This window comes from [Clostridium] fimetarium (genome assembly GCF_900111235.1).
GTDB classification, from domain to species: domain Bacteria; phylum Bacillota; class Clostridia; order Lachnospirales; family Lachnospiraceae; genus Clostridium_N; species Clostridium_N fimetarium.
The window spans coordinates 40,949-55,413 of the sequence record NZ_FOJI01000011.1 but is presented as its reverse complement, the minus strand read 5'-3'; the positions used below and the strand labels follow the sequence as shown (position 1 = coordinate 55,413).

The window sequence follows — 14,465 nt, the reverse complement described above, 5'->3', positions numbered from 1 at the left end:
CTCTATTTATAATTCCAAGACTTCGACGTCTGGTTCGTATTTTTTCACTATTTTTTTAATGGCTTTTGTGATTTCTGCAACTTTACTTTCATCACATTCAATTACCATCTTCTGAGATAAAAGGTTTACAGCTGCGCTTTCAACCCCGGCTATCTTAACTACATCATTCTCAATCTTAGCTGTACAGTTTGGACAATCCAAATCTTCTAATTTATAATTCTTTTTCATAATGTCAATCTCCTTAAAAGTTCGTTTTTTATTACTTTATATTTCATTTAGATATTTTCACCATTGCACATATTTCTGCGCATCTCTTTGCATATTACTCTTTAATATGTTCTAATCCTGTACTTAATATTGTAGAAATGTGCCCATCTGATAACGAATAGAATATTGTCTTTCCGTCTCTTCTATTCTTTACGAGCTGCATCTGTTTTAGCACTCTAAGTTGATGTGATATGGCCGATTGACTTGCACTCAGTAATTGCGCAATATCGCAGACGCACATCTCTGACTGCATTAGCACATACAAAATCTTAAGTCTTGTAGAATCACCAAATATCTTAAACAAATCTGCTAAGTCATATAAAAGTTCTTCGCTTGGCATAATGTTGTTCACTGCTTCAACTACTTCTATGTGAACACAATCAGTTTCACATTTTTCTATGCTATCGTCCACTAAATTTTCTTCTAATTTTGACATACTTGACCTCCATTTAATCTTCCTTTCCTATATTTTATTGTTCTTGAATATTTCAGAAATGCCCTACGTTTTAAATCTTTAAATGTAAATTATATAATTACTCTTATTTTATGAAAATATATTTTGTTCTATGAACATATGAATAACTGTTCATATGTTCATTTATAATATAACCACTTGAGCACTAAATGTCAAGTGGTTATTTTTCATATATTATTTCGTTATGCATATATTATTTTAGTTCTTTCATTTATTATTTCGGAAGCAACTTATTAACCAGTTCCATACCACACTGATAACTTTTAGACTCCAGTATCGTATGACCTTTTTTATCTTTTAACAGAATCTCAACTTTTCCAGACAGACCTTCCTTAATTGTTTTATCCATTGCGCCCATTTTAGGAGCCAACAGCTTTTTAAAAAGTACTACCTCACCCTTTATTTCCAAACAATATCGATTGTTTCGTAATTCCAAATGAACATTCGTATCTGTACGTTCCTTTACAATTAATTTTGATCCATTATAAGTTGCGAAGCGATATTCTTTTCCTTGATGAATCAAATTGCAAATAAAGCCTGTAAAGGAAAACGACAAAAATGGTATTTTCGCTACTGAGCAAAACAGACCAGTTGTTCTATCCTCAAAATGATTGGATTGTATCCAAACATAACTATTTGGAAAAGACCTTCCCCAGTCCTTCTCTATATAGCCTTTGCCGCCAGTAAAATCTATCTCTTCTCCATTTATATTTAAAGATCCAGTCAGTCCATGACTCATACTAATAAGACCATGCTTACATTCCATAAAAGGAATATAACTAAAAAAGCCCATAATATTGGGGTTAAATGCAGATGTTTGAATTGGCGTTAGATTCATCAATTTAACATTCCCATTAACCTTTAATTTTTCTGAGTCGATGTCTAGTTTAATGCAATCCATTGAAAACTCGCTATTATTTATAGACACAGAAAAAGGATTATCATTCGTTGAAAAAGCTTCTATAGGGTAATTAACCATATACGCATTTAACCCATTGTTTTGGTTCAAATGAAGACATTGAATAAAACTCTTTGCACCGGATTTATCAAAATTCACTCCAGGAATAAAACTAACGGTATTTTTCCCATCTGCCGTTACTTGCTTATAATACCAGCCTTCAAAATAAGCCTTATTATAACTTTTTTTCTGAAATATTTCTGGATGTTTATGTTTATTCATTAGTATACACCTGCTTTCATACAATTACTTGTTCTTGGGCTAAAACATTTATACTATGATACTACATTTCTACTGCATTTAATATAAACTTCAATATTCTGAAACTATTCAAACATTGGTTCAATATACTCTTTAATAAGTTTTATTCTATCCTTAGCACGTGGCATAAAACGAGAAGCAATAGAAACGACCATTTTTTTCTTTGTATTAACATAAATCACATTTCCACCATCTCCCAAAGCTGCATAGATATGTTCCTTATCATCAATAATCCACCACAGATAGCCATACGACAGATTTCCCCATCGACTATGTTCCTTCGTACTTTCATCTATCCACCATGCCGGGATAATTTGTTTACCCTGCCATCTTCCTCTATCTAAGTACAATTGACCTATTTTTGCCATATCCATAGAAGTCAAGGTAAGACCCCAGCCTGCTGTATTTAAACCTTGCGGATCAGTAACCCAACCGCTGACATTTTTATCTTGGAAAAAGGCAAGTTGTTCTTCTTTATTGTGTAACACCACATTGTGTCCAACCTCAATTTCCAATGGCAAGAATAAATTTTTAGTTGCAAAATCAAACACTGATTGTCTTGTTGCTTTTACAAGAATACCCGACAGAATATGTGTTCCTATGATGGCAGAATACATAAATTGTCCCTCCTGCCATTTACCTCCTAACAAATCGAGTGCCGCTTTTATCCAGTTATCGCTTACGAAAAAATTTTCGTATGGTTCCATCTTATATTTATACGGGGCTGTCATAGTGAGCATATTCTTAATCGTGACGTTTTGTATTGTACTTTCACCTCTCCCAATAATATAATCCGGGAAAAAATCCAATACTTTCTGATCTATACTTTTAATATATCCATTCTCTATAGCAATACCAATCAATGCAGAAAAAATACTTTTTGTTACTGAGGCTACATGAACGGTGCTAGCAGCTGTATATTCATTAAAGTAGTTTTCATATAATGTTTTACCGTTTTTTAATACTATTATACCTGCAGTGTTGTTATAGCTACTGTTTATTATTTTTTCTAACCATATCTTTTTTCTTTGATTCATACCTTTTTTATCAGGGTTTCTATATTCATACAAGATACCTCCCTGTCTTGGAATTCGGATTGACTCTTAGCATCTGTGGTGTTCCTTTGGCAATGATCTCACCACCCTTGTCCCCACCTTCTGGGCCAAGTTCAATGATATAATCACAATTCTTTAAAACTTCTACATTGTGTTCAATGACAATCACTGAATTGCCGCTGTCCACCAACTGATCTAAGAGCTTTAATAACAATGCTGTATCATACATACTAAGTCCAGTTGTTGGTTCATCTAAAACATAGAGCATATTACCCTTTCGCTTCCGTCCCAGTTCTTTGGCAATCTTCACTCTCTGTGCCTCACCACCACTTAAAGAAGAGGATGGCTGACCAAGCGTTAAATACCCCATTCCCATCTGTTCTAAAACACACAGTGGTTTCGCAATACTACTTATATCTGCAAAAAAGAAAGAAGCTTCGGTAATGCTCATCGCTAGCACATCGGTAATTGTTTTTCCTTTATAATCTACGGAAATACTTTCTTCATTAAATCGCTTACCATGACACATCTGACAACGCTTATCTACGGAAAAATTCGAGGTCAGAAATATCCTTTCATAACCACTCCCGCCACAGTCTTTGCATGCCCCTTTTGAATTAAAGGAAAAATTTGCAGCACTCATATCCTTCATTTTAGCTTCCGGCTGTTCTGCAAAAAGTTCCCGAATCTTATCCCAGATACCAATATAAGATACAGGCGTGGAATTGGCACTTCTTCCAATTGGCTCCTGGGATATCTTTGCAAAACCACTAATCCGTTCTATCCCTGCTATACCGATAGCATAACCATATTTTCTAGAACTGGCAAGACGTTTTAGAAGTGTCTCCTCAATTAAAGAACTCTTACCACTTCCGGATAATCCAGCAATACCAACCATGGCATGAAGCGGAAATGCTACTGTTAAGTCTTTTAAATAATGGGTATTTACATGCTCCAAGATCAGACAGTCTGCCCTATCAAATGTATCCATTCTGGCCTTTTGTTCTGACATTGTACATTTGCCGAAAAGATACTGACTAAGTGGAGTATCTGCTTTCTCATATCCTTTATAATCACCCTGGTAGACCACCGTTCCGCCTTCTACGCCTGCCTTAGGTCCAATCTCGATAATATGGTCGCCATGTTGAATCATCTCCTTGTCATGCTCCACCACAATCACCGTATTTCCAATGTCTCTTAATTCCTTTACCGCTTTGATCATGCTTTTCTTCTCCGATGGATGTAATCCTGCCATCGGTTCATCAAAGATATAGATCAGGGAATCTAGTCTGGACGCCAGATGGAGATGGAGAAAAATGCGTTGTACCTCCCCACCGCTTAAAGAAGCCATCTCCCGGTAAAGCGTTAGATGCCCTAATCGAAACTCGATCAGATGATTTAATTTTTTCTTCATATTTTTTACTATATTCTTTCCAAACTGAGATAGTTCTTCCTCCGCTATTTCACCTAAAAAATAAAAAAGGCCAGACAGTGTCATCTGCCCCAGCTCGCCAATCTGCTTTTCACCAAAGAATACTTCTCTCGCTTCTTCGCCAATCCTCTCCCCCTGACAAACTGAACAGATCGTCTTTGTATAGACCTCCTCCACATCCTCACCCTTTTCATAAGCATTTCTAAGTATCCGCTCTATACAGTAGCTTTGCTTACCATTATCATACGTTCCATAGATTACTTCGCCGGAAATCTCTTCTGGAAGTTCCCCAAATGGGGTCTTAAAATACATACCGTATTTTTTCTTTAGAAGCTTTAAGAAACCCGCTGTTACCCGCAAGCTCTCATAGACCTCCAATAAAGTTGTTGTTTTATCTGGAATCAACTGCTCAAGATTGATATCATAATAGGAGCCTCTGCCCTGGCAGCTAATACACATCCCCTCTACCGTAGTATAGAGAAAAACGCCTGGGGAGTGATGTTTATTTTGCTCACCCAGCGATTTCCCATCACTAGCATAAATAAGAGCCAGCTGGTTTAGAATTCCAGTCTTTGTGCCAACTGTAGAACGGGGGTTGCTCTGCCGAATTGTATTCTGGCGTACCGCCACCGTTGGACCGATGCCTTCGATCCTATCGAACCGGTCCTCGTTATCTAGTCCAGCCAGAATACCAATTGATCTTAGATACTGGTTCTTACCTTCTTCAAACAGGATATCAAATGCAAGACTGGATTTACCCGAACCACTGATACCGGTAATTACCACTAGTTTACGCTTGGGAATCGTTAGATTGATATTTTTCAGATTATGAATTCTTGCTCCTTGAATCTTAATTTCTTCCATATGCTCACCTCTGAATCGTTTTGCAGCATGTCAGAAAAGAATGGGTTCAATGGGAACGTAGATGTCCACCTCATGGATATGGCTCTCATTGGCATACGGATTGTTACAATACACTTCAAACGGATAGGAGTTTCTTGGAACATAACCACTTCCTGCGATCCACTCCTGATACATGTAATTCCATGCATCGCTGTACTGTTCCATTTGAATTTGAAAATGTCCGACTGCATACAGGCCACCTTCTAACTTCATCATTCCAAAGATTCCGTCTTCCTGAATGCGAATATTCTCTGGCACCGTCAGACACAAACTGGTACGAAATTGGCTTGCCTCAACAAATTCCGGATTGTCATGATACATAGCAAGTGGCAAGTTCTGACCATCCACAAGAAGATGCTGATTCTTTGCATAATCAAGTAATGACTGCATCAAGCCCCCATATGCTATCGCTAATGACTCATAAGTACCAATATGTCTCACATAAGCGACTTGTTTCTCCTCCATGTTTGCTATTGTAATCTGCCCGATCACGGGAAACAGATTTCCTTCCAATTCTTTCTTTGCTGTATCCTTATTGTACTCAGACAACAAAAAAGAATCTTTGCAATTCTTGCTATATTCTTTCCTGTATTCTCTTGGACTAACACCATAGAAATTTTTAAATGCTCGGGAAAATACAGCTGAATCTGAAAGTCCAAGTTCATAGGCAATGTCTGTCATATTTTTATCTGCCCGGTGTGCCAGCAAAAACAGTGCATTCTCCATTCGAATCCGATTCACATAATGGGCTAAAGGCTCTTGCAGCATGCCTTGAAAAATACGGCTGAAATGGAATTTAGAAAACCCGGCAGCATTGGAAAGCTCCTCAATGGACAAGGATTTCCCTAAATGATGCTCAATATAGTCCTGCACTTTATGAATTCTTCGTATGTACTCCTCGTGACACTTCTGATCTGACATATGACAGCCTCCCATTCTTATTATTTTCAGCATACCGGTCTTTATTAATTCTTCTTATATAGAACTTTTTATAAACAAAATAAGATAGAATACATATAGTTATTTAACGTTAAGCCTAATGATATCCCTTTCAAATAGATTGATTTTATTACTAAATAATAAAAAATAGGTACACAAAGTGTACCCAAAATCAGACCTAACAATATAGATATCACTGCAATAATACAATTCTCGATGATTACTCTTTCTCAAACAGTTCCGTTCGGTCCCTACCGCCTGAATTCCAACAATAAATTACCGTACATAAAATCACCACTTTGTCTTTGCCACCTCATTTGACGGTATGAAAAAGTTTCTTATGTATTCATTTCGTGCGTTAAGATAAAAAGTTCTACTGTCTGACGAACGAAGTGAGGAGTTTAGGACTTTTTATCTTGCCCTTAGCACAAAATGAATACATTAGAAACTTTCATACAAGGAAATGAGATGGCAAAGTCAAAGTGGTAATTTTATGTCACCAATCTATAAAATTCCCCAACTTTCTCGCCCATCTTAACCACCGTTTCAACCTCATTTTTGGTATTATCAAGAAGGTCTTGATCTACGATTACTTTATTCTTCTCAAGTAACAAAATCACAGTAGACCCACCAAATTCAAACCTACCCTTTTCTTGTCCTTTTTTTACTTTTCTACTTTTATGGTAATTGACAATTTTACCAACCAGGAGTGCACCGACTTCCATCATAAGAACATTTCCAAAATTTTCGGATTTCAAGATGCAATACTGTCTTGAGTTCTCTTTGTATATTGGTAAAATGTCGTTTGCAACGGGATTAACTGTATGAAGTACTCCTTGAATAAATCTATTATCCGTCTTCATACCATTATCAACATAACAGTATCTATGATAATCATCCACTGTCAATCGAAAAATCATCGCATAACCGCCAAGATACTTCTTCGCAAGCTTTGCATCCCTTAATAATGAATTTGTTGAATATAATGTATTCTTAATAGAAAAATGACTGGTTTCATCGATTTTATACACACTCAGTTTTGAATCACAAGGACTTATCAACACTTTACGGTCCTGATTAATCATTCGTTCATTTTTCTTGATCTTCCTAATAAAAAAATCATTGTATGAATCAAATTCCTGTTTCTCATATTTTGATAAATCAATGTTATTAGACTTCACAAAGGGCTTGATTAATATTTTTGAAGCAGTTGTACTAAGCAGCCTTCCACCTATTTTAGAAACTACTGGATTAACCAACAATTTAACCAAAGCCCTTCCCACTATATTAGTGTAAAGAGCTTTTAGAAATTTATCTTGAGATGAATCCATTTCATTTATATTACCAAAACGATCACTGTATCTCATATTAACTCCTATCAATTCCTATTAAATCCAAGTAACTCGCATTACAGGCTTTCGTATCTACTCAATGAATCCAATGGAACCAAAATGTATTTGCCAATGCAATACTAACAATTACAACTATAGCTGCTAATGTTATGTTATGTGGTTTTTTAAATTTAAAATTAGTTATGAATAAAACTCCGATTGCAATTATTACGATATGTAATAATATTATAAAATCACCTTTTAGAAATGACCTTGTAACATATAAAATTGGTAACGCTACTGCAATTGAAGTAATTGGCAGTCCTTGATAATACTTTCTGTTTGAATCCGTTTCTTCTTGTCTTTGCTCTTCCATTACATTAAAAAATCCTAGGCGAATAACCGATGCAACTCCATATATCATAAGAAATATTATGCCAATTGGGTTACTCATTCCTAGCTTGTAACATAGAATTATTGGAAACGCTCCAAAACATATAACATCACAAAGAGAATCAATTTGAATACCGAATTTCTTTTCATCCTCAGTTCTATTCTTCATTGCTCTTGCGATTTTCCCATCAAACATGTCACATAGCCCGGAAATTGCTAAAAATAATACTGCTAATTTGTAATGATTGTTCACTGTTAGCATCATTCCAAATAAAGATGATACCAGGCTTATATATGTCAGTATAACCGAATAATTGTAAAACCCTATCATAATTAATCTCCTCCATTCATATCTTCTGTAAACTAGTATTTATTTTATATTATGCTGATTATTCTACTGTTAGTATAATAATCAATGCTTACATTCTATTGTTCTAATATTATCTTTTAAAGGATCTATAACTGGTCTATTATTACTAATAATAGTAATATGCGCATAACAAGTCAGTGCAGCACTCAGAAGTAGCTGTGTATAATAGCCTAATCCTCTGCTAAGGATCATACCTGGTATAAGCAAATCAGAACCAAATATAGGGATGAATATTGTCAAAAACAGTCCTTCACTTATTCCCATTCCACCTGGAAGCGGTAGCATTTCAACTGATATTGAAATAACAGCTTGAAGCATTACAATATCATAAATACTCGCACCATGAAGTCCAAATGCTTTATATGTAAAATATGTAGCAAAAAACAAAATAATTCGCTGAACTAATGTAACAAAAAGCACTCTGAAAATCACAAGCTTATTGGCTCTTAGATACTGAGCAGCGTCATTATATGAATCCATAGATTTTGAAAGTTTCTCTGCCCTTTTTGGCTTTTTCTTCATTAATTTTAATTTTACTAAAAGCTTAAGTCCAGTCATCATTATATTCTTTGCCAAATTTTGATCAAATGTAAGTATCATCATTGCTGCTACAACAACAAAATTCAATACAATTCCCAAATAAAATATTGGCAAAATGCCATTTAGATATTTATCAATAAATCCTTGTTGGAAAAACACAAGGAATAATCCAATAACAACTAATACAAATTTAAAAGTAATTGTTACAATCATTAAAACAACTGTTGCAACAGGAACCGGTATCTTACTTTTCTTCATATAATAAATCTGAGCTGGCTGTCCACCAGTTGATGCTGGAGTAATACAGCTAAAAAAGAATCCTACACCGGAATACAAAAAGCATGTGAATCTCTTTGATTTGATTCCAAGATTATGAAGCATATAGTGAATAATGTCGGACTCTATATATATGTATAATATGACACATATTACACCAAGTATTAAATATCCGGGTGATGCCTTAATCACTTTTGAAAAAATATCGCCCAAATCTTTTCCACGAAATACACTAAACATTGTAAATCCAAATACCGCAATGATAAACATTGCATTAATTATATTTTTCTTGCTCTTTAACACTAATACGCTCACTTTCTTATAAGCCAATATTATTTTTACCAAATACTAAGGCAGAAATTTTATTAAATATTTTCTCCACTCCCCTATACCATTCAGAATGGTGAGCAATGTAATAAGTTAATTCAGCTATCAATATTCCGCCAAACACATCAATTATATAGTGCTGCTTTGTAAGTTGTGTTGATAGGCATACCGCTAATGCAAATACGCAGGAAAAAGCTCTGTACCAACGAGGCACTTGTTTCTGGCCTCTTATACCAATATAGCAAAACCAACTGACCAGACAATGAATTGATGGAAATAAATTTTCAGGATGATCAATTGAATATAAATGTCTAAGTAGCTGTTCGCCTATTCCATTTCCCAGAATTTCTGGCCGAATATTCGTTGTTGGAATTAGTATGAAAAATATTAAGCATATACATCTTGAGCTAATATCCGCGAATACAAATCTCATACAATGTTCTCTACCAATTCTGCCTATAATAATATAGTTAATCGCCCAAAAACCATAGCATATAAAATATATAATTACAAATATGGGAATTATAGGCACACTTCTATCAAAATTCGTCGTAAAATCATAATGATATCGATTACTATTTATTGACATAGCGCCATAATAAACCAAAGTATTAAACGCAAAACAAGTTATCAATGGGATAACAGAATATAGAGGAATCATTGGGTCCAAATTTTTCTTTAGAAATTCACGCATAATAAACCCCGCATTTTTAATAGGTACGTATCTGTTTAATACATTTACACACATCTTTATATTATAACCAATTATGAATAAATCACAAGTAAAATATTCTATAGCCTATTTAGATTAATATTTATTGAAATTCACTAATGTAATCTCAAATTTAAATATGCATTCAATGAACATTGAATAAGTTTATTGAATATTTCTTACTGAGTCATATAAATAATTACTTATCTCTACTTTACCAACTTCAGATTCCTTCAAGAGCTTTCCAAGCACTAGACTAAAGCGCTGTGCTGCATCTCCATACATATGACCATCATAATCCCAATAATCATCAAGGCTTCTAGAAAATACACTTTCCTTAACAAGGCTAAAATTATAATAATCTATATTATTTGCCTCCGCCAAATTCGAAAGATATGTGTATGACTTATCAAACTCATTTAATGAATGCTTTATTGTATCCACAGATATAGGCGTTGTAATCATTATTATTTTTGTATTATTTGAATCACACAAATCAATTATCTTTTTTAAATATTTTATTGATTCTTGGTCCACTTTAGACACATTCCATATCATATTTGACATTTTATCAGTCTTTGAACTATCCAAATGATTTCTATATACAAATCCCCTTCCATGGTATACGTCCTGTTTATACATATTTACAGCCTTTGCACTATAATTATTGTAATCAGAACCTAGTTTTGTTTTAGCGATATTGATTACATTAGAATAATTATCACGATAATCCATCCAAGGAAATAATGTTGCGCGATATTCCATTTTTAATATTTTATTCTTAAAATAGGATACTTTGTCTATTGTATTTGGGTAAGCATTGTAGATGAAATTTGCTGAAACACTATTTTTCGGAACATTAATTAAGTACTGGAAATCCACATCAAGCACAATTAATTCCGGAGTATTTGTTTCATATGTTCGTTTTAACAAATAATAGGAATCTTTTAAATATTCGCCCCCAATACACAAATTTATTGTCTTTTTTCCTAATTGCTGGCTCACAATATCTGGATCAATTCCATAGGAACCATGTGATGTTCCTAAAATTACGCATTTATAATCGTTATTAGATTCTAGTTCATGCAAAATAATCCTTGTAAGTCCTGGTGGAACCAACGTGAAATTTAATATGCTGTTTGCAATTATAAATACTGTTAAAAATACGATTGTCACTAACAATTTCTTACTTTTTCGCAAATTCTCATCCTCATTACTACAGTTTTTACTGTTTATTGTAAATCTTTTATAGAATCATAAAAATAATCACTTAATGTCACTTGTCCATCTTGAACATCCTTTAAAAACCTTCCAAGGATTTCGCTAAAACGTTCTGCCGTATCCCCATACATATGACCATCGTAGTCATTATAATCCCCGATATTTCTTTGAAATACACTCTCTTTTAGAAGATTGAAATTATAGAATTCAATATTATTAGCCTTTGCCAATTTTGAAACATATGCGTATGCCTGTTCATATTCATCTATCGAATAAGTTATTTCTTCAACTGGAACAGGAGTCGTCATCATTATAATTTTAGTATTATTTGATTTACATAAATCAACTATTTTATTAAAATATTGTACCGCTTTTTGATCAACATTTGACTCATCCCATATTAAGTGATTCTGTATCTTTGGATGTGTACTGCGCTCCCTATATAGAAATCCATTATGTTTATATTCATTGTTAGCATTCATCTTCACTGCATTCACGCTATAGTTTATATAGTCAGCACTCATTTTAGTTTTAACTACACTCAGTGCACTCGAAAAATTATCACGATAGTCCATCCATGGAAAAAATGCCGCACGATAATCCAACCCTAATACTTTATCCTTAAAATAGGACAATTTATTTATTGAAAATGGATATAAATTATAAATAGAACTACCAGATAAAGAACTATTGGGTCCCTTTAATAAATATTCAAAATCCATATCAAGAATAATTGTATCAGGTTTATTCGTTTCGAATGCCCTTTTCAATAAATAATATGAATCTTGTAAATATTCTCCACCTATACATAAATTCATTGTTTTGCTTCCTAACACTTCAGTGACTTTGTTAGAATCAATTCCATATGAACCATGTGACGTCCCAAGAAAAATGTACTTATAATCATGCTCCGATTCTATTTCATGCATGATTACTCTTGTGATAGTGGATGGGACAAGAATAAAGTTCAATATACTATTTATAATAACTAATAAAGCTAAAAACAGTATAATAACTAATTTTTTTTTATATTTTCGCATACGCTTGTCCTCGATAAAGTAAATTTATACATTTAAAGTTATGCAATACACATTTTAAATTGCTCCTAAAACTGTGCATAGATAAATCCAGATGATGCTCCTATATAGCCCAAAATAGGGGTTGAAAATATCAATGCAAAATAAATTGCCCAACGAACTACTAATGGTTTTTTTGATAAAGCTTCTCGTATATTGATTTTACGTTCTTGAAGTACACTAATTATAAACCACACGAAACATCCAAATGCTAATATTTGAATGTCCTTTTTTAAGAGGCCTAATTTAAACAATGAATTATCTGTCAATGTTGACAAGGATAATCCTACAAAGGTATTCTTCATCATTACAATAGCCGCATTCAAGTTAACACCCATATCAAAATACCAACCAATATTAATTAAAATACCTGTTCGAATTATCTGGAATACTTTCCATGGTTTTCTTTCACTATTAATGTGTAGTTTCTTAAGTCCCAATTTGTATAGTGGTTCCAATAAGATACTGAGTGCAATAATAATACCATTGTACATTCCATATGCAATATACTTCCATGCTGCGCCATGCCAAATACCTACCAAAAAGAAAATAAGTAGATCTGCTAGACATATTGGAAGCACGCGCCCAATTGTATTACCAAACTTCTTTTTAGAGAACTTACCAAATTTGTTCATCGGTTTTGATAGAGTAAATGGATAAAATATGTAATCCTTCATCCATGTACCAAGCGTAATGTGCCATCTTCTCCAGAACTCTGAAATCGAGCGTGAAAAAAATGGTCGAGCAAAGTTCTGATCAAGCTTAATTCCAAATATTTGAGCAATACCAATTACGACGTCCATTCCTCCCGAAAAATCGGCGTAGAGTTCTACTGAATACAGTAATACAGCAAATATAATATAAAATCCTGAATAGTTCGTATAGTCGTTAAATACTTTATTAACAACAACTGCTGCTCTATCTGCAAGCACAATTTTTTTAAAGTAACCCCAAAGTATAAGCTGAAGTCCAAATTGTATATTCTGTAATTCAAATTTGTGCGCTTCAAAAAATTGACATGCTAATTTATCAAACCTTCCAATCGGACCTTGAAGTATCTGTGGGAAAAAGGATACAAACAAAGCGAATTTAAAAGGATTCTTTTCAGAGGAGTATTTCCCCTGATATACATCTATAATGTATCCCATTGATTGGAATGTATAAAACGAAATCCCAAGTGGCAACAGTAAACTCATCATACCCAACCGTTGTGTTGTTCCAACTCCAGTTAAAATTGAATTTATATTTTCTACAGCAAAATTAAAGTATTTCAGAAATGCCAAGATTCCAAAATTACATACTAAAATCAATGCACAGATCAACTTTTTATTCCGCTTTGTCTGCGCTTTTATTGCCTTTTTCCCGTCAGCGGTCAATGTCTCTTTATTTGCAGATATCTTATCTTTTCCAGCTTGAGCTATTTTTTCAATGAAAATACCACCTAAAAAGGTGGTTATTGTTGTGAATGCTATGAATCCAACATATTTTAGTCCATAAGATGCATAAAACATATAGCTTACAGCTAAAAGTAATATCCACTGATATTTTTTGGGTATTATATAATAAACAACTGCTGTTACAAAAACTAACAACAGTAATTCTGTAGACATAAAAGACATTCTATTTTCCTCAAATTAAAATTATTTTTAGTTATCTTGTAAACGTTCAATCATAGCCCACATTGCTTTAGCTGAATTAAAGTTTTTAGGAATAATATCAACAGGTGATATCTCTACATCGAAAGCATCATTTAATTCTCCCACTATTGATACTATATCAAATGAATCTAAAATTCCATCATCAATTAAACTTTCACAACTTGCAAAATCCACATCTGCATTCACTTCATTTAAAATCTCTAATAATTCTTCCATTTTTAATACCTAACCTTTCATTATTTTGCCTATAGTTATTCTAGTAATATTTACC

14 protein-coding genes are annotated in these 14,465 nt (G+C 33.6%); all 14 read right to left on the bottom strand.

Translation table 11 applies throughout. From position 1 onward, the window contains the following. Window positions 1-6: 6 nt before the first annotated feature. Window positions 7-228, bottom strand: a complete 222-nt coding sequence (locus BMY18_RS21420; protein WP_092455060.1) for a cation transporter — start codon at window positions 226-228, stop codon at window positions 7-9. 94 nt (window positions 229-322) lie between these two features. Next, the gene (locus BMY18_RS13865; RefSeq protein ID WP_092455057.1) at window positions 323-703 is read right to left on the bottom strand and encodes an ArsR/SmtB family transcription factor; all 381 of its coding nucleotides are present in this window, start codon (window positions 701-703) and stop codon (window positions 323-325) included. 253 nt (window positions 704-956) lie between these two features. Continuing rightward, complete coding sequence (locus BMY18_RS13860; RefSeq protein ID WP_092455054.1) at window positions 957-1,922, bottom strand: tocopherol cyclase family protein; 966 nt, start codon at window positions 1,920-1,922, stop codon at window positions 957-959. Window positions 1,923-2,026: 104 nt separating this feature from the next. Continuing rightward, window positions 2,027-3,031, bottom strand: a complete 1,005-nt coding sequence (locus BMY18_RS13855) for a serine hydrolase domain-containing protein (RefSeq protein ID WP_330385994.1) — start codon at window positions 3,029-3,031, stop codon at window positions 2,027-2,029. Continuing rightward, complete coding sequence (locus tag BMY18_RS13850) at window positions 3,024-4,907, bottom strand: excinuclease ABC subunit UvrA (protein WP_242941044.1); 1,884 nt, start codon at window positions 4,905-4,907, stop codon at window positions 3,024-3,026. Before BMY18_RS13850 ends, BMY18_RS13855 begins: the two co-directional genes overlap by 8 nt. 435 nt (window positions 4,908-5,342) lie before the next feature. Further along, window positions 5,343-6,305, bottom strand: coding sequence for an AraC family transcriptional regulator (locus tag BMY18_RS13845; protein WP_242941043.1), 963 nt, complete (start codon window positions 6,303-6,305; stop codon window positions 5,343-5,345). 476 nt (window positions 6,306-6,781) lie between these two features. Then, window positions 6,782-7,657, bottom strand: a complete 876-nt coding sequence (locus BMY18_RS13840) for a phosphatidylserine decarboxylase (protein WP_092455048.1) — start codon at window positions 7,655-7,657, stop codon at window positions 6,782-6,784. Between the two features lie 61 nt (window positions 7,658-7,718). Beyond that, a complete protein-coding gene (locus tag BMY18_RS13835) occupies window positions 7,719-8,345 on the bottom strand; it encodes a CDP-alcohol phosphatidyltransferase family protein (protein ID WP_092455046.1) in 627 nt (208 codons plus the stop codon). An 81-nt stretch (window positions 8,346-8,426) separates the two neighbouring features. Further along, window positions 8,427-9,503, bottom strand: coding sequence for a lysylphosphatidylglycerol synthase transmembrane domain-containing protein (locus tag BMY18_RS13830; RefSeq protein ID WP_092455296.1), 1,077 nt, complete (start codon window positions 9,501-9,503; stop codon window positions 8,427-8,429). Between the two features lie 16 nt (window positions 9,504-9,519). Then, window positions 9,520-10,221, bottom strand: coding sequence for a phosphatase PAP2 family protein (locus tag BMY18_RS13825; RefSeq protein WP_092455044.1), 702 nt, complete (start codon window positions 10,219-10,221; stop codon window positions 9,520-9,522). 183 nt (window positions 10,222-10,404) lie between these two features. After that, window positions 10,405-11,439 carry a hypothetical protein gene (locus BMY18_RS13820; protein WP_092455042.1) on the bottom strand — a complete coding sequence of 345 codons (1,035 nt, stop codon included), beginning with the start codon at window positions 11,437-11,439 and terminating at the stop codon, window positions 10,405-10,407. A gap of 32 nt (window positions 11,440-11,471) precedes the next feature. Further along, entirely contained in the window at window positions 11,472-12,500 is a 1,029-nt protein-coding gene (locus BMY18_RS13815; RefSeq protein WP_139197293.1) for a hypothetical protein, read from the bottom strand. Between the two features lie 65 nt (window positions 12,501-12,565). Then, entirely contained in the window at window positions 12,566-14,155 is a 1,590-nt protein-coding gene (locus BMY18_RS13810; protein ID WP_092455038.1) for an MBOAT family O-acyltransferase, read from the bottom strand. 27 nt (window positions 14,156-14,182) lie between these two features. Then, window positions 14,183-14,410 (bottom strand): phosphopantetheine-binding protein, encoded by a 228-nt coding sequence (locus BMY18_RS13805; RefSeq protein WP_092455037.1) that lies wholly within the window; start codon window positions 14,408-14,410, stop codon window positions 14,183-14,185. Window positions 14,411-14,465 lie beyond the last annotated feature (55 nt).

Excerpts from the sequence above, each read along its gene's own strand:
- BMY18_RS21420 (WP_092455060.1), bottom strand. The coding sequence starts at position 228 with ATGAAAAAGAATTATAAATTAGAAGATTTGGATTGTCCAAACTGTACA.
- BMY18_RS13850 (WP_242941044.1), bottom strand. The coding sequence starts at position 4,907 with ATGTGTATTAGCTGCCAGGGCAGAGGCTCCTATTATGATATCAATCTT.
- BMY18_RS13825 (WP_092455044.1), bottom strand. The coding sequence starts at position 10,221 with ATGCGTGAATTTCTAAAGAAAAATTTGGACCCAATGATTCCTCTATAT.
- BMY18_RS13805 (WP_092455037.1), bottom strand. The coding sequence starts at position 14,410 with ATGGAAGAATTATTAGAGATTTTAAATGAAGTGAATGCAGATGTGGAT.
- BMY18_RS13815 (WP_139197293.1), bottom strand. The coding sequence starts at position 12,500 with ATGCGAAAATATAAAAAAAAATTAGTTATTATACTGTTTTTAGCTTTA.
- BMY18_RS13840 (WP_092455048.1), bottom strand. The coding sequence starts at position 7,657 with ATGAGATACAGTGATCGTTTTGGTAATATAAATGAAATGGATTCATCT.
- BMY18_RS13845 (WP_242941043.1), bottom strand. The coding sequence starts at position 6,305 with ATGCTGAAAATAATAAGAATGGGAGGCTGTCATATGTCAGATCAGAAG.
- BMY18_RS13810 (WP_092455038.1), bottom strand. The coding sequence starts at position 14,155 with ATGTCTTTTATGTCTACAGAATTACTGTTGTTAGTTTTTGTAACAGCA.
- BMY18_RS13865 (WP_092455057.1), bottom strand. The coding sequence starts at position 703 with ATGTCAAAATTAGAAGAAAATTTAGTGGACGATAGCATAGAAAAATGT.
- BMY18_RS13835 (WP_092455046.1), bottom strand. The coding sequence starts at position 8,345 with ATGATAGGGTTTTACAATTATTCGGTTATACTGACATATATAAGCCTG.
- BMY18_RS13860 (WP_092455054.1), bottom strand. The coding sequence starts at position 1,922 with ATGAATAAACATAAACATCCAGAAATATTTCAGAAAAAAAGTTATAAT.